16 protein-coding genes are annotated in these 22077 nt (G+C 64.3%); 4 read left to right on the top strand and 12 right to left on the bottom strand.

Annotation, left to right across the window (positions count from 1 at the left end; genetic code table 11):
* Positions 1 to 110 precede the first annotated feature (110 nt).
* On the top strand, positions 111 to 1004 hold the full coding sequence (locus NTCA1_RS11550; protein WP_159830631.1) for an SDR family oxidoreductase: 894 nt from the start codon (positions 111 to 113) through the stop codon (positions 1002 to 1004).
* A gap of 28 nt (positions 1005 to 1032) precedes the next feature.
* On the opposite strand, the gene NTCA1_RS11545 is transcribed toward NTCA1_RS11550, so the two are convergent.
* The 3 genes from NTCA1_RS11545 to NTCA1_RS11535 are packed head-to-tail and all read right to left on the bottom strand — an operon-like array spanning position 1033 to position 4852.
* On the bottom strand, positions 1033 to 3360 hold the full coding sequence (locus tag NTCA1_RS11545) for a xanthine dehydrogenase family protein molybdopterin-binding subunit (RefSeq protein WP_159830630.1): 2328 nt from the start codon (positions 3358 to 3360) through the stop codon (positions 1033 to 1035).
* Entirely contained in the window at positions 3357 to 4334 is a 978-nt protein-coding gene (locus NTCA1_RS11540; protein ID WP_159830629.1) for a xanthine dehydrogenase family protein subunit M, read from the bottom strand. The genes NTCA1_RS11545 and NTCA1_RS11540 overlap by 4 nt, the downstream gene beginning before the upstream one ends.
* Positions 4331 to 4852 (bottom strand): 2Fe-2S iron-sulfur cluster-binding protein, encoded by a 522-nt coding sequence (locus tag NTCA1_RS11535; protein WP_159830628.1) that lies wholly within the window; start codon positions 4850 to 4852, stop codon positions 4331 to 4333. The genes NTCA1_RS11540 and NTCA1_RS11535 overlap by 4 nt, the downstream gene beginning before the upstream one ends.
* Positions 4853 to 5091: 239 nt before the next feature.
* Here NTCA1_RS11535 and NTCA1_RS11530 point away from each other — a divergent pair, with 239 nt between their 5' ends.
* A complete protein-coding gene (locus NTCA1_RS11530; protein ID WP_159830627.1) occupies positions 5092 to 7014 on the top strand; it encodes a CocE/NonD family hydrolase in 1923 nt (640 codons plus the stop codon).
* A gap of 37 nt (positions 7015 to 7051) precedes the next feature.
* The gene (locus NTCA1_RS11525; protein WP_159830626.1) at positions 7052 to 7951 is read left to right on the top strand and encodes an alpha/beta hydrolase; all 900 of its coding nucleotides are present in this window, start codon (positions 7052 to 7054) and stop codon (positions 7949 to 7951) included.
* A 63-nt stretch (positions 7952 to 8014) separates the two neighbouring features.
* Here NTCA1_RS11525 and NTCA1_RS11520 read toward each other — a convergent pair whose 3' ends face one another.
* Positions 8015 to 10891, bottom strand: a complete 2877-nt coding sequence (locus tag NTCA1_RS11520; RefSeq protein ID WP_159830625.1) for a TonB-dependent receptor domain-containing protein — start codon at positions 10889 to 10891, stop codon at positions 8015 to 8017.
* Between the two features lie 281 nt (positions 10892 to 11172).
* Here NTCA1_RS11520 and NTCA1_RS11515 point away from each other — a divergent pair, with 281 nt between their 5' ends.
* Complete coding sequence (locus tag NTCA1_RS11515; protein ID WP_159830624.1) at positions 11173 to 12429, top strand: MFS transporter; 1257 nt, start codon at positions 11173 to 11175, stop codon at positions 12427 to 12429.
* 57 nt (positions 12430 to 12486) lie between these two features.
* Here NTCA1_RS11515 and NTCA1_RS11510 read toward each other — a convergent pair whose 3' ends face one another.
* The 8 genes from NTCA1_RS11510 to NTCA1_RS11475 all read right to left on the bottom strand — a co-directional run bounded on the left by NTCA1_RS11510 (position 12487) and on the right by NTCA1_RS11475 (position 21694).
* Complete coding sequence (locus tag NTCA1_RS11510; RefSeq protein WP_159830623.1) at positions 12487 to 13380, bottom strand: phosphate ABC transporter substrate-binding protein; 894 nt, start codon at positions 13378 to 13380, stop codon at positions 12487 to 12489.
* 17 nt (positions 13381 to 13397) lie between these two features.
* A complete protein-coding gene (locus tag NTCA1_RS11505) occupies positions 13398 to 14951 on the bottom strand; it encodes an acetolactate synthase large subunit (RefSeq protein ID WP_086491428.1) in 1554 nt (517 codons plus the stop codon).
* A gap of 2 nt (positions 14952 to 14953) precedes the next feature.
* The gene (locus tag NTCA1_RS11500) at positions 14954 to 15811 is read right to left on the bottom strand and encodes an HpcH/HpaI aldolase/citrate lyase family protein (RefSeq protein ID WP_159830622.1); all 858 of its coding nucleotides are present in this window, start codon (positions 15809 to 15811) and stop codon (positions 14954 to 14956) included.
* A 128-nt stretch (positions 15812 to 15939) separates the two neighbouring features.
* A complete protein-coding gene (locus NTCA1_RS11495) occupies positions 15940 to 16938 on the bottom strand; it encodes a protocatechuate 3,4-dioxygenase (protein ID WP_159830621.1) in 999 nt (332 codons plus the stop codon).
* Positions 16939 to 17072: 134 nt separating this feature from the next.
* The gene (locus NTCA1_RS11490; protein ID WP_159830620.1) at positions 17073 to 18371 is read right to left on the bottom strand and encodes an MFS transporter; all 1299 of its coding nucleotides are present in this window, start codon (positions 18369 to 18371) and stop codon (positions 17073 to 17075) included.
* A 45-nt stretch (positions 18372 to 18416) separates the two neighbouring features.
* Positions 18417 to 19271 (bottom strand): amidohydrolase, encoded by an 855-nt coding sequence (locus NTCA1_RS11485; protein ID WP_159830619.1) that lies wholly within the window; start codon positions 19269 to 19271, stop codon positions 18417 to 18419.
* A 244-nt stretch (positions 19272 to 19515) separates the two neighbouring features.
* Positions 19516 to 20541 carry an amidohydrolase family protein gene (locus tag NTCA1_RS11480; RefSeq protein ID WP_159830618.1) on the bottom strand — a complete coding sequence of 342 codons (1026 nt, stop codon included), beginning with the start codon at positions 20539 to 20541 and terminating at the stop codon, positions 19516 to 19518.
* Between the two features lie 163 nt (positions 20542 to 20704).
* Entirely contained in the window at positions 20705 to 21694 is a 990-nt protein-coding gene (locus tag NTCA1_RS11475; RefSeq protein ID WP_159830617.1) for an ABC transporter substrate-binding protein, read from the bottom strand.
* Positions 21695 to 22077 lie beyond the last annotated feature (383 nt).

The following is a 22077-nucleotide window of genomic DNA, read 5'->3' as shown; positions in this document are numbered from 1 at the left end:
AAGACGCGCGGCGAACTGCGATCGATCCGGGCCGGAACGCCGCGCCGAAGTGCAACTCGTACCGGATGCCGCCGTTGTCATTTCAAGACCTTCGAACCACAGGAGCTTTCATGGCCGACCGGCTCACGATGCAGGATCCCCGCAGCCAGTACCCCAAGCCCCCCTTCCCTGAGCAGCCGCAACCCCGCCCCGGCATTGCCGGCAAGCTGGAGCCAAGGCCCGATCACGGCGAGGAAAGCTATGTCGGCGCGGGCAAGCTCGTGGGGCGCAAGGCGCTCGTCACCGGAGGCGATTCCGGCATCGGGCGCGCCGCCGCGATCGCCTATGCCCGCGAGGGCGCCGACGTTGCCATCGCCTATCTGTCGAGCGAGGAAGAGGATGCGCGCGAAGTCATCGCCCTGATCGAGGCGGCGGGGCGCAAGGCGGTGGCATTGCCCGGAGACGTGAGCGAGGAAAGCTGGAGCCGCCAACTGGTCGAGGACGCGGTAAAAGGGCTTGGCGGTCTCGACACCCTCGTCATCAATGCGGGGCGCCAGCAATTCCGCGAGAATGTGAGCGAAGTCTCGTCCGAGGATTTCGACAAGACGCTCAAGACCAACCTCTATGCAATGCATTGGATCACCCAGGCGGCGGTGCCGCACCTGCCGGTGGGCGCCTCGGTCATCACCACGGCATCGGTGCAGGCTTACGAGCCTTCGGACATCCTGCTCGACTATGCCACGACCAAGGCGGGCATCGTCGCCTATACCAAGGCGCTCGCCAAGCAGCTGATGAAGAAAGGCATTCGCGCCAATGTTGTGGCGCCGGGGCCGTTCTGGACGGTGCTTCAGGCCAGCGGCGGGCAGCCGCAGGAGAAAGTCGCCCATTTCGGTGAGCACAGCCGCTTCGGCCGCCCCGGCCAGCCCGTGGAGATCGCACCGGTCTATGTCCTGCTCGCCTCGCAGGAAGGCAGCTACATTACCGGCGAAGTCTACGGCGTTACCGGCGGAGCGGGCATCGCTTAGCCCGCAATCGCCCGGAGATGCGGGAATTTCAGAGCAACTTGTCGAGCGTAATCGGCAAGTCGCGAACCCGTTTCCCCGTGGCGTTATAGATGGCATTTGCGACCGCGGCTGCCGTGCCGGTAATACCGATCTCACCGATGCCGCGAGCGCCCATCGGCGTGTGCGGATCGGGGATGTCGGTCCAGATCACGTCGATCTCCGGCACGTCCATGTGAACCGGCACATGATATTCGGAAAGGCTGGGGTTCATCACCCGGCCATTGCGCTCGTCAACCTGGGTTTCCTCCATGAGTGCAAGGCCAAGGCCCATGATGATGCCGCCGCGGAACTGGCTTGCCGCGGTCTTGGGATTGAGGATGCGCCCGCAGTCGAACGATCCGAGGAAGCGCGTGACCCTCGGTTCGCCGGTAATCGCATTGACTTTCACTTCGCAGAACATCGCGGCATGGCTGTGCATCGACCAGTGCATGAGTTCGAGCGGTAATGGACCTTCGCCTGTCACTTCGATGGAAGCGCGCCCGGCGCGGGCAAGGATGGAGGCATAAGTCTCATGTCGCTCCGGCTCGTCCCGTACGCACAGGCCTGCGTCACGACATGCGACATCATCGGGTTTGACCCCCGCGAGGGGAGAATCGTTGCCGACGATATCAAGCAGTTCCTTGATGAGCAGGCGATGCGCGGCAATCACCGCGGCGCCGATGGCGGCGGTCTGCTGCGATCCTCCCGCAAGCACGGTGCCGGGAAGCCTGGAGTCCCCGTAGTGAAAATCAACCGCGTCGATCGGCAGGCCAAGACGTTCTGCGGTTACCTGCACTTGCGCGGTAGCCGTGCCCATGCCCATTTCATGCGCGGCAATCCCTACGCTGGCGCCGCGTGGTGTCAGGGTCAGCCGCGCCGCACCTCCCGGCATGCGATAATAGGGGTACGTGCCCGTAGCGCAGCCCATACCGACCAGCCATTCGCCCTCCCGCCTGCTGCCCGCCATCGGACTGCGCCGCGACCACCCGAACGCTTCTGCGCCCGCGCGCCAGGCATCGACGATCCGGCGCGAGGAGAACGGCAACCCGCTCAGCGGATCGACATCGGGCTCGTTGCGAATGCGCAGTTCGATGGGATCGAGGGCCAACGCTTCGGCCAATTCGTCCATGGCGGATTCCAGGGCGAAAGTTCCCACGGATTCACCCGGGGCGCGCATGAAGGTGTTGGCCAGCAAGTCCAACTCGACGCTATGGACATCGAGTTCGATCGCTTCGGCAGCATAAGCACTACGAGACGCGAGAATGAAAGGCTCCGGCATCACGTTCGAGGGGGTCTTCGCCGTCAGGCCGCGATGGATCAGAGCCTTCAGCCTGCCATCCGCATCCGCGCCCAGGCTCACCTGCTGCTCGGTAAGCGAACGGCCTCCGACCAGCCGGTAGACGCCTTCGCGTGAGAGGACTAGCCTTACGGGGCGTCCGCAAAGCTTCGCCGCCGCAGCAGCCAGGACATGGTGTTGCCACATGCACTTGCCGCCGAAGCCGCCACCGACATATGGCGAAGTAACGAGGACCTTGTCCTCGGGGATGCCGAAGATCTGCCCAAGCGACCAGGCCGTATGGCTGACCAGCTGGGAGGCATCATGAAGGCGCAGGGCACCGTCCTGCCATGCCACCGTTACGGCGTGCAGTTCGATGGCGTTGTGATTATGGCGCGGAGTTCGATATGTGGCATCGATGCGGATGGCAGAAGCGCTCAAGGCAGCCTCTGCCTTGCCCTTCTCGTCATGCAGCGGTTCACCCATGAATTCCGAAGGCCGGGCATGGGAACGAGCTTCGTCGAAGGCGGTAATAGCGGGCTCGGTCTCGTATGTCGCTTCGATCAGGGACGCAGCGTGGTTGGCCTGTTCCTGCGTCTCCGCGAGCACGACGGCTACCGGCTGACCGTTCCAGTGGATCCGGTCGTCCTGCATCACCGGCAGATTGTCTCCGCCCGCTGCCTTGGGGTTCGACATGAAGACGGGCGGCGGTGACAAGCGGGGGGCATTGTGGTGCGTCATCACTTCGACCACGCCCTGAGCCGCCTGCGCACGCGCCGTATCCAGATTGACGATGCGCCCCTTGGCGATGGTACTGAAGACGATGGCCGCGAAGACCATGCGCTCCATGGGAAACTCGGCGGCGAACCGGGCCGTGCCCGAGACTTTCAGCGGGCCGTCGATCCGGGATACCGCGCGGCCGACATGGCCGTGCTGACGGCCCATCAGTGGATCGGGTACGCCCCCCGGCACCCAGGCGTCGGGCGCCAGCGCGACAGCCTTGGCCATCAGCCCCTGCGCGGCACCCTGGATGAGACCCTTGGCATCCTTGGCAATGCTCATGGCCGTTCTCCTGTGAGTTCCTCGAGCACCGCAATGATCGTGCGGCGTGCCAGTTCGATCTTGAAGCCGTTGTCTCTCAGCGCACATGCCTCCGCCAGTTCGGCGTCTGCGGCAGCCGCGAAAGCAGCCCTGTCGGCAGCGCCGCCGCGCAGGATGTCCTCGGCACGGCGCGCACGCCAGGGACGGTGAGCCACCCCGCCGAGCGCAAGACGTACGTCGCGAACCCGCCCGCTCTCGACCTGCACCGCGCCTGCCACGGAGACCAGGGCGAAAGCGTAGCTCGAACGATCGCGAACCTTGCGATAAGTCGAGCGGGGCAATGCAGGGGGCAGCGCGATTGCGGTAATCAGTTCGTCCGGTTCGAGCATCGTCTCGATGTCGGGCCGATCGCCGGGCAGGCGGTGCAGATCCGCCACCGCTATCTGTCGTTCACCTTGCGACGTGCGGGTGAGGACAACGGCATCAAGCGCCGCCAGCGCCACGGCCATGTCCGAAGGATGTACCGCGACGCAGGCGCCAGAGGCGCCGAGGATCGCGTGGTTGCGATTGAAGCCTTCGCGTGCATCACAGCCTTGGCCCGGATGCCGTTTGTTGCAGCGCGAACCCTCCTCATCGTAGAAATAGGCACAGCGCGTGCGCTGAAGCAGGTTGCCGCCCGTGGTCGCCATGTTTCGGATCTGGGCGCTGGCGCCGGAGAGAATTGCGCGGGCAAGCACCGGATAGCGCTTTCGCACCACCGGATGCGCCGCGACGGCGGTGTTGCGCGTGGCGGCACCGATCAGCACGCCGCCGCCGCGGGATTCCTCGATCCCATTGGCAAGACCCGAAACGTCGACAAGCGCTTCCGGGCGCTCGATGGTCTCGCGCATCAGATCGACGAGATTGGTGCCGCCGCCAAGAAACCTTGCTCCGGCCTGAGCCTGAAGCACGGCGTCCTGCGCGTCGGCGGCACGCGCGTAGCGCAGCGGGGTCATTCCGCAGCCTCCGCTTCAGGCAGAGCCGCGAAGGTTGCAGCGATCGCCTCGACGATCCCGTTGTGCGCGCCGCAGCGACACAAGTTGCCGCTCATCCTTTCGCGTATTTCCTCGGCGCAGAACGGCATTGTCGGCGCGTCGAGATCATCGGTGACATGGCTGGGCACGCCGCGGCGGATTTCTTCGGCCATGCCGATCGCCGAGCAGATCTGGCCCGGCGTGCAATAGCCGCACTGAAAGCCGTCATGCTCGATGAAGGCCTGCTGCAACTGGTGCAATTCGGTGGCCGTGCCGACGCCCTCGATCGTGGTGACGGAACGTCCATCGTACTGAACCGCCAGCGCGAGGCACGACAGGATGCGCTCTCCGTCAGCCAGCACCGTGCAGGCCCCGCAAGCGCCCTGATCGCAGCCTTTCTTCGTACCGTGAAGATGAAGGCCGTCACGCAGGAAATCCAGCAGGGAAACACGGGGATCCAAGGGAACTTCGGCAGGCAATCCGTTTATGATCATGCTCATTGCGCAGACCTCCCGGTACGGGCGAATTCTTTCAATCGATGTTGCGGGTAACGCCAGGACCCGCCCTGAGTGCCCGCTCCAAGCCACAGTGGTGCCGCCGTCAGCCGAAACGATGGAAAGGCCCGGGCCACGGATGCCGAGGCGGCGGCAATCGCAGTTTCTAACAGAGCATAACGGGCATTTTTGCTCGCCCTTTGCCAAGTCGGCAGGCCACAGCCACCGCAAAAGCAGAGCCATCCATGCGCAGGCCCTACCAAACCAATATTCTGAGTATTCTCGGGTTCGGCGCAGCCCTTTTGGTCGCGGCGACTGGCCTGCCACCCATCGCGCAGGCACGAACGTCCGCCTCCGATATTCCCGCGACTTTCGTTCCGCCTGCGATCGAGCGCGACTATCGGCGCCGTACTTACGAGATCCCTATGCGTGACGGCGTCCTGCTGCACACGGTCGTCATCGTCCCGAAAGGACTGACGTCGGCGCCGATGCTGCTCGACCGCACGCCTTATGGCGCCGACGCGATGACGACGCAGCAGGACGGCCCAAAACTCGGCGATATCCTGTTCCCCAGCTATGCCGACCTGGCGCGGCACGGCTACATCATTGTGGTGCAAGACGTTCGCGGCAAGTTCGCGTCCGGCGGCGATTACATAGTCAACCGGCCTTTGCGCGGCCCGCTGAACCCGGCGCGGACCGACCATTCGACCGATGCCTGGGACACGATCGACTGGCTGGTGCGGCATATCTCCGAAACCAACGGACGGGTCGCCACGATCGGCGGCAGCTACGATGGTTTCACCGCACTGATGAGCCTCGTCGATCCGCATCCGGCACTCAGGGCTTCAGTGCCGATGAACCCGATGGTCGACACCTGGAAAGGCGACGACTGGTTCCACAACGGCGCTTTCCGTCAGGAGATGCTGAGCTACATCTACAACCAGACGGCAGACAAGCACTCGGCCGCGCGCTGGCCAGTCACAGCGCGGGACGATTACGACGCGTATCTGCGATACGGCTCGGCAGGGGCACTGGCCGGCGCCATGGGCATGGAGCAGCTGGCGTTCTGGAACCGGCTTGCGGCGCACCCGGACTACGACGCTTACTGGCAGGGTCAGGCGCTCGACCGCATTCTGGCGCGCAAGCCGCTGACAGTGCCGACCATGCTCGTGGATGGGCTCTGGGATCAGGAAGACAATTACGGCGCACCCGCCGTCTATCAGGCGGTAAAAGCCGAGGCCCGCGAAGTGCATCTGGTGCTGGGCCCGTGGTATCATGGGCAGCAGAACGGCTCGGGCGCCCGGCTTGGCCCGCTCGACTGGGGCCAGCGCACTGGCGAATGGTTTCGCGCACATGTCCTGATTCCTTTCCTCGACGAACACCTCAAGGACGGTGCGCCGCAAGCCGATATCGCGCGGGTCGTCGCCTTCGCCAGCGGAGACAACCGTTGGGAGAACCTGCCCGACTGGCCCGTAGCGGGAGGCGGTTCGCTTCCGCTGTATCTCGGTACCGGCGGCAGGCTGTCTATCGGCGGGCAGGAGGTGTCGTTCGGCTATGACGAGTACGTCAGCGATCCGGCCAAGCCGGTGCCCTATCGCCCGCAGCCGGACCTTTCCATCTACGGCCCGGATTCGAACTGGGATACCTGGCTGGTGGACGACCAGCGGTTCGCTGCGTCACGCCCCGATGTCCTGACATACACGTCGCCCGTGCTCACGGCACCCAAGCATATTGCCGGTCGACCGGTCGCCCGTCTCTATGCCTCTACCTCCGGCAGCGATGCGGATTGGGTGGTCAAGCTGATAGACGTCTACCCGGACGCCATGCCCGAGCAGCCTGCCATGGGCGGCTACCAGTTGCCGATCTCCATGAACATCCTGCGAGGACGCTATCGAAACGATCCCGCGCGTCCCCAACCGATCACCCCGGGCCGGGTCGAACGCTACGATATCGTCCTGCCCGATGCGAACCATGTCTTCCTGCCGGGGCACCGGATCATGGTGCAGATCCAGTCGAGCTGGTTCCCGCTCTACGACCGAAATCCGCAGAGCTACGTCGCCAACGTGTTCCGCGCCGCGCCCGGGGATTACGTCAAGGCCACGCAGCGCCTGTTCCATGCACCCGATGCGCGCAGCGCGGTTCTGCTGCCACTCGCCGCAGGTTCCTGATGCTGTTCATCCCTTCCCTTTGAAAGACCAACTTCCCATGAAACAGGACATTGCATTCACGAGCGCCGGCATGACGATTGCCGCGTGTCTTTACACATCGAAACTGCCGAACGGGCGCACGCTCATCCTCGGGCATCCCGGTAGTTCCACGAAGGAACAATCGCCGGCGCTCTATGCCCGCAAGCTGTGCGAACAGGGCTTTCATGTGCTGACGTTCGATGCCGCTCATCAGGGCGCCAGCGGAGGAGAACCGCGTGGATTGGAAGACCCCGCCCAGCGTGTGGAGGATTTCAAGGCGGCCCTGTCATGGCTGCGGATCCGGCCCGACCTGTCGCCGGAACGGATCGGCGTTCTCGGCATTTGCGCGTCGGGCGGCTATGTCATTCAAGCCGCGGCCGGGGATCGGCGCATTGGCGCGGTGGCGACAGTCGCGGCAGTGGACGTTGGCCGACAAATTCGCGTTGGCGGCGATGGGCAACAGGATTCCGCCGTCCTCGACGCATTGCTCGCCAGCGCCGCGCAGGCCCGTTCCGAGGCGGCACGAAACGGCGAGATCGGCGCATTCCCGATCTTCCCTGCCGACGAAGCCGCGGCACGCGCCGGCGGAGAACACGTCTTCGAAGGCTGGCACTATTACTGTACGCCGCGCGGCGACCACCCGCGCGCGGCCAAGACGCTCACTTGGGACAGTATCGACAGGATGGCGACATTCGACGCCTTCCGTTTCATTGGCATGATCGCGCCGCGCCCGCTGCTTATGATCACCGCTGAAAGGGCGGTGACGGCGTGGATGACACACGAAGCCTTCGATCAGGCAAAGGAACCCAAACGCCTTCACACGATCGAAGGCGCCACACATGTCGATCTCTATGACCAGAAGCGCCCGGTAGAAGAGGTAGTCTCCGTTATTTCGGACTTCTTCACGAGATGGCTTTAACCGTCAAACAACATGATGACGCAGTTCTAGGACTGACACATCTCCCAGGTTAATTCCAGCTTACTACAACTTCAGCCGTACCCCGGCAAGAAAAGCGCGGCAGATAGGGTCGTCGCTGAGTGCGAAACCGTCGCGCAGGCCTGCTCGTGTGCCGTTGCCTGAATAAGCGCCGGCCGGTGGTTTGGCGTCGAAGAGATTCGTGACGTTCACGTAGAATTCGGCCTTGCCGGTAGTGGTGCCAAAGTCGGCTCCGGTGTCGAAGGTCAGGGTCAGGTTGGTGGTGGCGAAGGAGCGGATGTGGTTGCCTGCCCAGACCTGCGTGGGATCGCCGCCCAGCTTCATTGCGCTGCGCCACCGCTCGAGCACATCCACGCTGAAGTGCTCGGCGGGTTGGAAATGTGCGAAACCGCTGATGCGCCAGGCCGGTCCGGCGGAAAGTCCCAGAGGGCCGAAGGCGACGCCGCCCTGATCGATCGTGGTCGTACCGGGCTGGCGATAGTAGACATGCGGCTGCCATGCCGTCAGCACGCGGAAGGAGGCAGGACGCTCGAAGAGGCTGGTGGTATAGTTGCCCTCCACATCGACGCCCCAGGTCTCCACTTCGGCGAGGTTCATGTAGAGCGTGTACCAGGCCGTCACTGCATTGGCCGCGCTCGTGTCGGTAAAGCCGTTCGGGCGTTCCTGCAGCGCACAATAGATCGAGGTGCCGCCACTGGCGTAGCAGGCCTGCTGGTAGGCCGTCGTGGACCCTGCGATCTGCGTCACCGCGTCGCTGATGGTGATGTGGTAGGCATCCACGGCGATACTGGCCCGCGAAGACGGGCTCCAGACGATGCCGCCGGTCAAGGTATTGGCGATTTCCGCCTTCAGGTCGGGGTTGGACAGGTCCGTCTGCTGGACGCGCGGGCTCTGGCCGGTGAGCAGGTCGGTCGGGTTGACCGGGATCGAATTCGGCGGCGCGAAAAGTTCGTAAAGCGTAGGCGCGCGAATGTCCCTCGATCGCGTGCCGCGTATCCGCAGGGTATCGGTCAGGTGCCAGTCGAGGCCCAGCTTCCAGGTCCAATACGTGCCGCTGGTGTTGTAATGTGTGTAGCGCGCAGCACCGTTGACGTTCAGCGATTGAACGAAGGGCACATCCTTGAGCAATGGTATGTCGGCCTCGACCGCGATCTCCCTCACGGTCTGGCTCACCGTGTCGGTGCTGGCCAGGCTGTTGGTCCAGAGTTTGGAACCGACGGCGCAATTGTACCGCAGTCCGGTGCAGTCGGCGAGCGCCCCCGGTTCACCGTCGCTGGTTGCCGAGAAGCCGACCTTGCGCCATTCGGCCGAAAGCGCCACATTGAGCGGACCTGCCCAGGTATCGACGGGAGAACCCGCCACGCTGCCGGATATGTCGTTCATGCGAGTCTGCGCGCGGTAGTGCGTGCTGGGCATGACATAGGCCAGCGCATCGGCGCTCGCGGCCCCGGCGCCGAAGGGGTTGAGCGGAACGCAGCCCGGATAGCGGCCCGGATCGGTCAGGCTGACGCGGCAGACCACATTGCCGGTGGCAGGGTCCGTAACGGCATCCAGCGCGGCGGCGAGGTTCTGCGAATTGACGTTGTTGTTCAGTGTGGTCTTGAGCGTGGTCACGCCCCAGACGTAATCGAGGTTCCAGTCGAAGCTGCCGAGCTTGCCGTTGAGGCCCGCGTTCGCAGTCCACTGCTCGGTATGCGAGACCGGATTGAGCCGCGGCGTATCGTTGCCGAACAGCTCGCTGAATGTGAAGGTCTGCTGTCCCGCCGCCAGCATCTGGTCGCGATAGACTTGCGGCAGGTAAGGGTTGCTGGCCAACATCGTCACGCCGGAAAGCCTTAGCGGATCCGCGTAGTTCTGGTTGGTCTTGATGTCACCGGCGACTTGCGCATGGAAATGCACGCTGTCGGTCACGTCGAAATCGAACCGGCCGAAGATCTGGTTGAATTCCAGCGGAGAAACCAGCGAGGAATCGTAATAACCGCCGTCCCCACCGATCTGGACGCCGCTGGTTCCGGTGGCCGTACCGTTCACGAACGGCCGCAGAGTGCCGTCCGGGTTGAAAACCTGTCCTCTAAGCACGCCGTTGGTGATGAGGCCGCCGAAAGGCGTCGTCGCCTGCCGGACGTCGTGTTGCAGGACATAGGGATTGGCGGCTGTGCCCGCCCCGGTCACGCCGATGCTGTCGAGGTAGGCGCGCTTGCTGCGATAGTCGATGCCGCCTTCCTTGCGGTATTCGTAGCTTGCCTCGATATGGCCGCGTCCACCGAACAGGTCGGTGCCGGCGGCAATGCCGATGTCGTATTGCGAAGCGTCGCCGCGCTGCGAGATGCCGGAACTGGCCTGCATCTTGAGCCCTTCGAACTTCTTGTCGATGATGTAGTTCACCACGCCACTGACGGCGTCCGACCCGTAGACGGCCGACACACCCCCGGTCACCGTATCGACGCGCTGCACCAGCATTTGCGGAATGATATCGACATCGACCACACCGTTGAGCAGCGTCGGCGGCACCCGCAGTCCGTCCATCAGCACCAGGGTGCGGGTCGGGCCGAGATTGCGCAAGTTGAGCTGGTTGGCCGAGCCATTGCCCGCACCGCCGCTGCCGGTGGAAGTGGGGTTGCTGGTGCGTCCGCGTGCCCCTGCAAAGACCGGCAGCGTGTTGAGCGCATCGGCCAGCGTGCCGGGCTGGACTGCCAGCATCGTCGAAGGCTGGATCACGGTCACCGGAGAGGGCATGCTATCGCCGTTGCGAACAGCGCGCGATCCGGTGACGATGATATCGGCCGCGCTGACCTCGTTCGGGCTGACCTCGTCCGGGCTGCCTTCGGTGCGGCCCGCCGTATCCTGCGCGAAGACTTGCGGCGCGATACACGCCAGACTTGCGCCGCACAGCCACGCGGAAATCCTGCCGACTTTCGACATCCTCGTTCTCTCCCAGTTTCTAGCGATGTTCTACGGCGGCCAACCGGGGACCGCTTTACGGATACGTCGAAGTTCCGGGACGATGCCTAGATATATTTATTTCAATTCTGTAATCGGATTGTTTCTGGAGGTGATAACAATAGGGTCGGCGGCACAATCGCATCGCAAACCTATCGCCCGACCCCCGGCTTCGATAGGCCTGAACGGATCGCTTGCCATAGGGAGGCCAGTCGCAGCCGAGCGACATGACGAGCGCCGAACGGCAAGGACTGGATGATATCATGAGCGATACCTCTCTCGGCCGCAGCGCCTTTTCCTATCGCAACTTCCGCCTGTTCTGGATCGCGCGCAAGGCCTCCATGCTATCGCAGAGCAGCCTGGTCATCGCGCTGGGCTGGCTCGTCTACGATGTCGCGCGGCGATCGATGGACGTCCGGGAAGCGGCTCTCCAGCTTGGGCTGATCGGGCTCGTGCAGTTCGTGCCAATGTTCGTGCTGACGCCGCTGACCGGCTGGATGGCGGATCGTTACGACCGAAAGCTCATGGCCGGCTGGTCCTGTGTGGCACAGCTTGCGGGAGCGGCTTTCCTGGCCTGGCTGGTCCATGACGGCCGGGGAACCCTGATCCTCTACTTCATGATCGCCACGCTCACCGGGATCACCCGCGCCGTCTATCGTCCCGCCATCACGGCCCTTGCCCCCAATACGGTGCCCCGCGCCCTGCTGCCTCGCGCGGTCGCCGCCAACGCAGTCGCGGGTCGCATCGGTGCCATCCTCGGGCCGGTACTGGGCGGCTACGCCTATGCCGCGGCGCCCTATCTGGCTTTCGCGCTAAGCGCAGCGCTCTTGCTGCTCTCGTCTTGCGCGCTCTTCGCCATGCGGGGGATGGAACGACAGCCGTTCGACCGCAATCGTCATCCACTCCGGCAGATGATGGACGGGCTCACGTTCGTCATCCGCCACAAGCTGGTGCTCGGTGCGATCAGCCTCGATCTCATCGCCGTGCTGCTGGGCGGCGCAACCGCGCTGCTCCCCGTCTATGCCCGCGACATTCTCCATGTCGGCCCGGCAGGTCTCGGCAATTTGCGGGCAGCGCCCGCCATCGGCGCGCTGGCCTCTGGTCTCTGGCTTTCGTGGCGGCCGCTCCAGGGACAAGTGGGCGTGAAGATGCTCGCCTCCGTCGCGATTTTCGGCATCGCCACGATCGCCTTCGGCTTGTCCCGGTCACTGCCGCTCTCGCTCGCCTGCATGGCGATTCTGGGCGCGGCCGACATGATCTCGGTCTATGTACGCCAGTCGCTGATGCAGATTGCCACGCCGGACGAGATGCGCGGCAGGGTCGGGGCTATCTCCTCGCTGTTCGTTTCGGCCTCGAACGAACTGGGCGAAGCGGAAAGCGGCTTCCTCGCCGCCGCGATCGGACCGGTCATGGCAGTGGTGCTGGGCGGAGTGGGCACGCTGGCCGTGGTCGCCCTCTGGGCCCGGTGGTTCCCCGCCTTGCGCAAGGCCGACAGCTTCGACCACGAGCCCGCCCGCTGAACGAAAAAAGGGGCCGCGCTGTTCGCGCGGCCCCTTTTTGTGTCACACCCGACGGCATCAGGCGCCCAGGCTTGCCGTCACCTCGTCGAATAGCGCGTCGACAGTGATCTTGTGGGGGATGATCTTCTGCTCGAAGGCCCAGTCGATGGCCAATTCGATCCCCTTGCGATTGGCCTCAAGGCCGACGGGCGGGAACGGATCGGGCAAACCGCCTTCGGTAAGATCGCGGCTCTCCACCACCATGCGGTAGAGTTCACGCACCACGTCGGGGCGGTTCTTCGTCAGGTCCTGATGCACCACGAACATGTGATTGATCGGCACCACGCCCTCGCGCGCGAACCAGTCCTTGGCGGCGTTGAAGGGATCGGGGATCAGCCGTTCCACGCGCGGATCCTTGGGCAGATCGACGCCCTGAAGCGTGGCCACCAGTTCACCGTCCAGCATCATCTGGCCGATGTCCGAACCCTTGGGCAGGCGCACGCAGTTCGCCGGATCGGTGTATTCGAGGAGGTGGCCGTCGCCCACGGTCATCCACGTCACCTTGTCGAGATCGACGCCGTATTCATGCTGCAGCACACCGCGCACCCAGAGGCCGGTGGTCTGCGCATACGTCCGCACGCCGACCTGCTTGCCTTCGATATCCTTGGGATCGAGATGGCCCAGCTCGCGATTGAAGCCCGCGCAGTGGTGCTGGAAACGGCCCGAGATCGGCACCGGCAGCAGCACGAAGGGCTTGCCGTAGATCTTCGCCTGCAGGCAGGTGACGATCGCCAGTTCGCCGCAATCGAAGGCGTTCTCACGCAGCATGGCCTTGAAGCCATTGTGCGCCTTTTCCGGCCCGCAGAAATCGAGCGCAACGATATCGGAAGAGACGCGCCCGTCCTTCAGCGCCTTGGTTTGCGGATAGTCCTGTACGTTGGCCTTTAACGTCAGCACTTCGGTCATGGTCATGGTTTTCCTTCTCCCGATCAGTAGAGCTTGACTTCGATCAGGCAGGGGCCGTCCATCTCCGTGGAGCGGGCCATCGCCTTGTGGAAGTCCTCGGCATTGTCGACCTGCACGCCGGGCACGCCCATGGACTTCGCCATGGCGACCCAGTCGATGGTGGGACGGTCGATATCGATCATCGCCATGGCCTGCGGGCCGGGCTGCTGGCCCGCTCCCATATTCGTGTATTCGGCCTTGAGGATCGCGTACTGGTTGTTCGCGAAGATGATCGTGGTGATCGGCAGCCCTTCGCGCGCCTGCGTCCAGAGCGACTGGATCGTGTACATGGCCGAACCATCGCCCACCATGCAGAAGGTCCGCCGATCCGGGCAGGCCATTGCGGCGCCGGTGGCGACGGGGGTGCCGTAGCCGATCGAACCGCCCATGTTGTTGATCAGGTCGTGCGGACGCGCGCCCATCGTCAGGCCCATGGTCTGGCGGCCGGTGGTCAGCGATTCGTCGACGAGGATCGCGTTGTCCGGCAGCGCGGCGGAAAGGGCCTGCGCGATGCTTTCGGGATTGAGCGCGCCACTGGGCGCCGCAGCCTCGATCCGTTCCTGCACCAGCGGCGCGGCGCCCTTCAGGCCCAGCGCATCGATCAGCATTTCGAGGCCGAGGGCGCTGTCCTCATCATCCGCGACCAGCGAGTGGACCACCGTGCCCGGCGCCTTCAGCAGGCTGGGTTTGCCCGGATAGGCGAAGAACGCGACCGGCTCCTTGGTCTCCAGCGTGACGATGTGCTTGAAGTCCTTGAGGAAGGCCTGCCCCAGCGGCACCGCGTAGGGAATGCGCTCCAGCGGCGTGCGTCCCGCGCCGCGCTCGATCCGCGCGGTGAAGAACTGCGAGCCGAGGCGGCAACCCGTTCCGGCCGCAACCACGCCGGCGAGGTCCAGCGCACGGCCGCGCGTGGCCTTGTTGCCGAGGATCAGCAAGGTGGGTTCGCCCGAGCGGAGCACCTTGGCCACTTCATCCACGCGCGCCTGATCGGGCGCGGGACGGGCGCGGGTCAGGCCCTGCGGCACGACCGGGGTGCCCGCGTCCTTCCACGCAGTGTCGCCCGGCAGGATCAGCGTGGCGATCTGGCCGGGGTGCTCGCTGGCCTTGGCGCAGGCGGTGGCCGTATCCCAGGCGATGGTCGTCGCGGATTCGGCGCGGCGCACCCAGTGGCTGAGCGGGCGGGCCAGCCCTTCGATGTCAGAGGTCAGCGGCGGATCGTACTTCAGGTGCGATGCCGAATGCTCGCCGACGATGTTGACCATGCCGGACGAGGCGCGCTTGGCGTTGTGGATGTTGGACAGGCCGTTGGCGAGGCCCGGCCCCAGATGCAGCAGGGTCGATGCCGGCACGTCCTTCATCCGGTACCAGCCATCCGCCGCGCCGGTGCAGACGCCTTCGTAAAGGCACAGCACCGACTTCATGCGCGGATTGTCGAGCGCCGCCAGGAAGTGCATTTCCGAGGTGCCGGGGTTCGCGAAGCAAACCTCCACACCGTTGTCGACCAGCGTGTTGACGAGGGTTTCTGCGCCATTGGCCATGGTCAGTATCCCGCCAGTTCGCGGCCCTGACCGACCACGCCGTAGCTGCGCGTCGGCGCGGACATCAGGAAGCGGTAACCTTCGCCGATCAGGCGCTCGACATTCTTGGCATTGGTGTGCGGGTTGCCGACGACGACGTTGTGCTTCTTGCAGACCTCGACGATCTTGTTCATCGCGCTGACCACTTCGGGGTGATCGTACTGGCGCGGGTAGCCGAGTGCCTGCGAAAGATCGCCCTCACCGATCAGCACCAGGCCGATACCGGGAACGTTGGCGAGAATGTCGTCGAGGTTCTCGATCGCTTCGGGGCTCTCGCACATCATGCCCACCAGCAGTTCGCCATGCGGGGCCAGCGGCCAGACGTCGGCCTTGGCATAGTATTCCGGCTGCGACAGGCCCCAGTAGCGCGCGGCCGTGGCCGGACCGTCGCCGCGAATGCCCTTGGGCTCGTAGAGCGCGGCGCCGGTCGGCTTCGCATAGCGGGCGGAGGCGACCATGTTGTAGGCCTGCTCCACGGTCGAGACGTGCGGCGTGATCACGCCATAGACGCCGCGGTCCAGCACCTGCTTGGCCTGGAACTGATTCATCTCGCCGCCATTGGCCGGAATGCGCGCGATGGGCGTGACCGACGGCGCGACCGAGCCGCTTTCGGCGATCTTCTTGCGATTGAGCATGTACTGCAGCGCGTCGCCCAGCGCGGCGACGTCGTAGGGATTGTGCTCCATCTCGAAGACGATGCCGTCATAGGGGGCATCGGTCAGTTCCTGCGCGGTCAGCTTGTCGACCTTCGAGAAGCAGGTGAAAGCGGGCTTGCCGGCTTCGAGAGCGCGGATGATGCCGTTGAGGCGCGTCTGGGTCATTGCTTGGATCTTTCCTTTCGGGCTTGCTCTGCCCGTACCTCTTCCCGGACGGTCGCACCCGATTGATCCGGCGACCGCCGCCATAGAAAAAACCGGCCCGCCTTCAGGAAAGACGGGCCGGTTCGAATTTACTCTTCAGGCTGCCAGTACATGAAGCCCATGCCCTCGCCCGTGCCGGCCTCCGTGCGCCAGCACGGCACGTAGTCCACCAAGGTCATCTTCGCGCCGGTGTGCTGGAGCGCCATCATCACGATCGAGTAGATCTTCACCTCGCTCGTACCGGATTGGTAGTAGCCGTCCGGGATCGCCGCGAGGCCCTCGTAGTCATAGCTCGCCAGCTTCTCCATCACGTCGCGGTCGAACGCCTCGTCATTGACGAAGTGCGACAGGCCGCCGCTGGCGATCACCGCCACGCGGACGTCTTCCGGCCATGCCTCGATCGCCTCGCGCAGTACGCGGCCGAACTCGATGCAGCGCGCCATCGAGGGCTGCGTCGGCGGGTAGAACAGGTTGAACAGCACCGGCACATGGCGCGGCACATCGTCACCCATGATCTGGTGGTAGACGAAGCTATAGGCATGCGGGACCACCGGATAGTCCGGCGCGTAGCCCTGCCGCGATTCCATCCAGCTGTTCTGCGGCCACTTCTGCAGATCGTTGAGGTCGAAGTTCTGTTCCTGGAACGTCTTGATCAGATAGGTCGCGAAGTCTGGGTAGGCCTGATGCACGACATGATGGTCGGGCGCATAGACCGGGCGCTGCGGCGGGCCGTTGTGCACGTCCTCGCCGGTGTAGATGGTGATCGAGGGCGACTGGTCGGGCCAGATTTCCTTCTGGTCCTTGCCCAGCACGATGGCGACATCGACATGCGCGCGCTTGTAGGCCTCCGCCATCTCGTCCAGCGCCGCGCGGCAGCGGGTGGCACGCTCGGTGCGTTCCTCAAGCGTCAGGAACGGGGCGAAAGCGGCGCCGCGCTCGGCTTCCAATTCCGGGTAGGTCCAGGTGCGGTTGCGGTACCAGAGTTCCGGGTTCTTGCGGTCGCGATCGCCGTTTTTCAGCCAGTCCTCGGGGGCCTGACCCAGCATCCCACTGTGCGGAACGGCCATGCCGAATACGATCTGCGCCATTGCATCCTCTTTCAGTCAAAATCTGTTGCGAACCTGTCGCAGAACTAGGGAGCCGCCGCCCACACGGCCAATCCAATCTACGCTCCGGGTGATGCAACCCGCCCCCACGGGTCGGCATCCCCCGGATGCGCAGCTCACTCGCCTGCTGCGAGCGAAATCTTCGGTGCCCACTCGGGGCGCAGCACCAGCCAGGTGGTCAGCGCGCCGATCACGAGGAAGACGAAGATCACCATCATCGGCAGATCGTAGCTGCCCGAGACATGAAGCAACCAGCCCGAAAGGCTCGCCGCGACGCCGCCGGCAAGGCTGGTCGCCACCTGCTGCACGCCGGTGACAAGGCCCACGGCAGGCGCCGGGATCAGCGTCAGGCGGCAGAGCGCAAGGTTGTTGGCCGTGGCAAGGCCCAGGAACGAGAGCGAGAACACGTTCCAGAACAGCGCCGCGTTCAGCGAGTCCGCCTTGGCGCCCAGCAGCACCGTGCAGGCACCGACGAAACCGGCGATGACAAAGGCCTTGCGCACGAACACCGGATCCCCGCCGCGCGCGATCATCTTGTCCGCCAGCCATCCGGCAATGACCGCGACGATGGCGATGCCGGCAAAGCTGAAGAAGGTGAACAGGCCGGATTTCTCAAGGCTCAGCCCGCGCTCCTCGACCAGATAGCTGGGCATCCAGGTCATGCAGAAGAAGGTGAAGTAGCCGTAGCAGAAGTTCACCACCAGCGTGCCCCAGACCAGCGGGCTGGACAGGATGCTGGCGAAAGTTACGGACGAGGCCTTGCGCCTGATCGCCGCCATATCCTCGCGGCGCGGCAGGTCGTTCTTGACCAGGAACATCCACGGCAACAGCCAGACCAGGCCGACCACGCCGGTGGCGATGAACATCACCCGCCAGTCGTAGGCGGTGATCAGCCATGCGGCGATCGGCGCGCCGATGGCAGGGCCGAACTTGTTGCCCATCGCGAAGATACCGACGGCGGTGCCGCTCTGCCCTTCCTTGAAGTTGTTGCGGATCCAGCGATAGCTGGCGGGCATCACCACCGCCTCCGCCGCGCCGACGATCACGCGCATCAGCACCAGCGCAAACAGCGTCGAGATCAGGCCGGTCACCGCCGTTGCCAGACACCAGAGCACGAAGCAGATCGTGTAAGGCGTCTTCACGCCGTAACGGTCGACGATCCATCCGGCCGGAATCTGGATCAGGCCATAGGACCAGAAGAACGCCGCATTCACCCAGCCCCGGTCGATATCGGTCATGCCGAAGTGCTGGATGAACGGCGCATCCGCGAGAGCCGACGAGATGCTGGTGCGGTCGACGAAGGCGATCATCACGCCCAGCGCCAGCAGCAGCAGCACCGCCCAGGCGGCCGCGCTTGCCGGCGCGGCTGTACTCGCCGCCCTGCCTGCCCCGCCCCGTTCGAGTGCCTTGTCCATCTCGTCTCTCTCCACTTTATGTCACCTGTTTTCGCGAACGGTTTTTCAGTCGTCCAGAGCCGGGTAGAGTTTCTGCGCAGTCTTCGCGAAAATCCATTCGCGGTTGGCGTCGGTCAGGCAGGCAAGGCGGCTTTCGGCAGTCGCCTTGATCTCGGCCAGCGTGCCGGGCGAGGTCGGATAGTTCGAACCCCAGGCCATGCGCTGCGCGCCGAACACCTCCACCAGCTTCGGGAACAGCGTCTCGGGCGTGGCCTCGCCCTTCGTCGAATCGCCCATGATGCGCGGCGTCAGCTTCAGATAGATGCTCTCGATCGGCGCAAGGTCGAACAGGCTCTGTGCATTCGCGTAAGGCGCGCCATCGGTCACATCGGGACGCCCGAGATGGTCGAGGATGATCGGCACGTTCGGGAAGCGGCTGGCCAGCGCGGTTACGGCGGCAAGGCCGACCGGGCCGGTCTGGATGCACATGGTCAGGCCGAGGTCGCCCAGCAGTTCCCACGCCGGATAGGCGCGCGGATCGTCGAGTTCGCTGGGATCGAATTCCTTGGTCGACCCGCCGGTGAAGACGCGCAGGCCCTTGAGGCCCTTGTCCACCCACGAGCGGATGGTGTCGACGGCGTCGGGCGCCAGTACGTCCACCGAACCCACGGCGATCAGGCGGTCGGCATAGCGGTTGCAGGCGTCGACCACGTAGCTGTTATCGAAGCCGTAGGTGGTGGACGAATGGACAACGGCGGCCTTGGCAACGCAGGCTTCATCCATTGAGGCGATCAGGGTCTCTACGGTGCTCGGCCGCTCCTGCGACCAGTCGGACCGTTTTCCGAACAGCGGCGCCGGGGGATAGGCTCCTTCGTCGTCGGAAATGACGTGGGGATGGATATCGACAAACTTGGACGTCATGCACCTGTCTCCGCTGCCGGAAGCGTGCATCGCGCTGCCGGGGCTCTGTTCTGGTTGCTGTCAGTGTGCGGGGTGGACGGCGGCGGCGGGAGTTGATTGTCAGCCGTGAGGCATAACTTCCGCCGCTGCCAAATTCGTCATCCCGGACTTGATCCGGGATCGCTGGCCGAACCGCGCCTTGCTCGCGAGTAAGCGCCTAAAGAATTGCCAGCGGTCTCGGATCAAGTCCGGGACGACGGTATTGTCAAAGTCCCTTGGCCTTCAGCCGCGCGTCGAGGCGCGGATAGACCTTGCGGGCATTGCCTTCGTAGATCGCGAAACGGTCGTCATCCGACAGCGCCTCGCAGGCATCGACGTAGCGCTTGGTGTCGTCGAAATAGTGGCCGGTGTTGGGATCAGTGCCGCGCACCGCGCCGATCATTTCCGAACCGAACAGCACGTTCGAAGTCGGCACCACCTTGGTCAGCAGTTCGACGCCGGGATGGTGATAGACGCAGGTGTCAAAGTAGATGTTGTCCAGCAGCCCTTCCAGCGGACGGTCCATCATCTCCAGCGACATGCCGCGATAGCGGCCCCAGTGATACGGCACCGCGCCGCCGCCGTGCGGAATCACAAGGCGCAGCGTCGGGAAGTCCTTGAACAGATCGCTCTGCAGGATCTGCATGAACACCGAAGTATCGGCGTTCAGATAGTGCGCGCCGGTGCCGTGGAAGTTCGGATTGCACGATGCGGCAACGTGGACCATGCCCGGCACGTCCAGATCGCACATCGCCTCGAACAGCGGATACCATTCCTTATCGGTGAAGGGCTTGCCGGTCCAGTATCCGCCGGTGGGGTCGGGGTTCACGTTGACGCCCACGAAGCCCAGCTCCTCCACCACGCGGCGAAGCTCGGGGATCGAGTTTTTCGGCGGGGCGCCCGGGCTCTGCGGCAGCATGGCAACCGGCACGAAGTTGTCCGGGTACATCTCGGTAACGCGGTAGACGAGGTCGTTGGAGACGCTCGCCCACTCAAGGCTGGTGCGCTCGTTGCCGAGGTGGTGGCTCATCAGGCCGGCGATCGGCGAGAACAGGGTGAGGTCGCTGCCGCGCTCCTGCTGGAGCCTCAGCTGGCCGCCCTCGATGCCTTCGCGGATCTGGTCGTCACTGACATGGGCGTCGGCAACGAGCGGCGCATTCGCCACATCGTCCGCCGCCGCGACTTGCGCGCTGCGCCATTCGCGGAAGTGCTTGGGGACCGTCGTGAAGTGACCGTGACAGTCGATAATCATCGTATTCTCCGTGGAATTCAGCAGGCAATCACGAGTGGGCGTCTCCCTTCGTCATTGCGAGGGCCGTAAGGCCCGTGGCAATCCAGTGCGACCCAAACCGCCCTGGATTGCTTCGCTACGCTCGCATTGACGAAACAGATGGATGCCCCTATGGGCTATGGGTTCAAACGCGAACCGGCGCCTTGGCGGGATCGACGAACAGCTCTTCCATCGTCATGCGGCGCGGCGTCAGGCCCTGCTTGAAGGCGGTCTGCTCCAGCGCCTCGATGGTCGCGCGGTTTTCCTCGATGCCATAGGGCAGCGGGTCGGCGCCGACGATGTCCTGCAGCGCGCGGTACTTTTCCGCACCCTTGCCGGTCGCCTCGCCCGAGTTGAGCTTGGCCAGCCACTCGTCCTTGGCGCGGGTGAAGGCATCGTTCAGCGAACGCGCGATCCACGGGTGCTGCTCAAGGATCTCGTCCTTGACAACGATGGTGCCGTGCATCGGATAGACGCCGGTGCGGGCATAGTATTCCGCCTCGGCCTCGGCCGCATTGGGGATCAGGTCGACATACATGCTGGTGTCGACTTCCTGCCAGCCGCCGGTCGGCGCACCGGTGCGGCCGATACCGGCAGCAGCTTCGACGCCGGCCTGAATCTGGTCGCTGTCCATCATGTCCGCCAGCGACACATCTTCGGGGGTGTGCTGCACATTGGCGGGAAGCTGCAGCTGGGTCACGTGCTCCTCATCATCGACGATCCAGGTAACCTTGTCGTTATCCATGCCGTATTCGTCGATGAAGACCTGGCGGATCCACACGCCGGTGGTCACCGAATAGGCGCGCACGCCGACTTTCTTGCCTTCAAGGTCCTTGGGGTGGCGGATGCCCGAATCCGGCTTCACCAGCATCCCGCCGTGGTGGAAGCGGCGGACCACGAAGATCGGCAGCGCCTTGAACGGGCGGCCATAGGCGCGGGCGATGATGTAGGTGGTGGGCGCCAGTTCGCAGACGTCGAACTCAAGATCGCGGACCATGCGGCGGAATGCGCCGATCTGGGGCTTCACCGTCACGAATTCGGCGTCGACGCCTTCGATCTCGATGCTGCCGTCGCGGATCGCGGCGGTGTGCGGATGGTCGGCAATCGCCAACTTCAGGCGGACTTTCTGGCTCAAGGTCGCTCTCCTCGGGAATGAGTAAAAACGGCTTTCGGCGTTTGCTGCAACGTCCGATGCCGGTTGACCCGCGAAAAGCGCCCTGCCCGGTTCCAAGTCAACGCGGCCCCCATCCGAACCGGTCGGCGCGAGCGCACAACTTATAGAGGTCCAGCCTCTCCACCGCCCGCCAAGCGATAGAATCTATGCCGCCAGCGCTATAAATCCAGCGCCGCGCGCAATAGGTTCGTAGGCAGGACTGTCGCAGGATGCCGCAACGCGGACTCCTCCATCGCGATGGCGGTTCACCAGGATAACGACTGTATTCCCGCAACTTTTCGCTGAGTCTGCAATCGGTCGATCGCCCAAACTCCCCGCATCATGTCGCAACCGCGAAGGCTGGG

It is taken from the genome of Novosphingobium sp. TCA1 (assembly GCF_009811895.1).
Classification (GTDB): Bacteria; Pseudomonadota; Alphaproteobacteria; order Sphingomonadales; family Sphingomonadaceae; genus Novosphingobium; species Novosphingobium panipatense_A.
Note: the sequence above shows the minus strand (reverse complement) of the source record. Positions and strands in the feature narration are given on the sequence as shown.

Bases quoted from the DNA above. Each gene is read 5' to 3' on its own strand.
- NTCA1_RS11550 (WP_159830631.1), top strand. From the start codon at position 111: ATGGCCGACCGGCTCACGATGCAGGATCCCCGCAGCCAGTACCCCAAG.
- NTCA1_RS11485 (WP_159830619.1), bottom strand. From the start codon at position 19,271: ATGACGTCCAAGTTTGTCGATATCCATCCCCACGTCATTTCCGACGAC.
- NTCA1_RS11545 (WP_159830630.1), bottom strand. From the start codon at position 3,360: ATGAGCATTGCCAAGGATGCCAAGGGTCTCATCCAGGGTGCCGCGCAG.
- NTCA1_RS11535 (WP_159830628.1), bottom strand. From the start codon at position 4,852: ATGAGCATGATCATAAACGGATTGCCTGCCGAAGTTCCCTTGGATCCC.
- NTCA1_RS11520 (WP_159830625.1), bottom strand. From the start codon at position 10,891: ATGTCGAAAGTCGGCAGGATTTCCGCGTGGCTGTGCGGCGCAAGTCTG.
- NTCA1_RS11490 (WP_159830620.1), bottom strand. From the start codon at position 18,371: ATGGACAAGGCACTCGAACGGGGCGGGGCAGGCAGGGCGGCGAGTACA.
- NTCA1_RS11510 (WP_159830623.1), bottom strand. From the start codon at position 13,380: ATGACCATGACCGAAGTGCTGACGTTAAAGGCCAACGTACAGGACTAT.
- NTCA1_RS11525 (WP_159830626.1), top strand. From the start codon at position 7,052: ATGAAACAGGACATTGCATTCACGAGCGCCGGCATGACGATTGCCGCG.
- NTCA1_RS11505 (WP_086491428.1), bottom strand. From the start codon at position 14,951: ATGGCCAATGGCGCAGAAACCCTCGTCAACACGCTGGTCGACAACGGT.
- NTCA1_RS11515 (WP_159830624.1), top strand. From the start codon at position 11,173: ATGAGCGATACCTCTCTCGGCCGCAGCGCCTTTTCCTATCGCAACTTC.
- NTCA1_RS11500 (WP_159830622.1), bottom strand. From the start codon at position 15,811: ATGACCCAGACGCGCCTCAACGGCATCATCCGCGCTCTCGAAGCCGGC.
- NTCA1_RS11530 (WP_159830627.1), top strand. From the start codon at position 5,092: ATGCGCAGGCCCTACCAAACCAATATTCTGAGTATTCTCGGGTTCGGC.
- NTCA1_RS11540 (WP_159830629.1), bottom strand. From the start codon at position 4,334: ATGACCCCGCTGCGCTACGCGCGTGCCGCCGACGCGCAGGACGCCGTG.
- NTCA1_RS11480 (WP_159830618.1), bottom strand. From the start codon at position 20,541: ATGATTATCGACTGTCACGGTCACTTCACGACGGTCCCCAAGCACTTC.
- NTCA1_RS11495 (WP_159830621.1), bottom strand. From the start codon at position 16,938: ATGGCGCAGATCGTATTCGGCATGGCCGTTCCGCACAGTGGGATGCTG.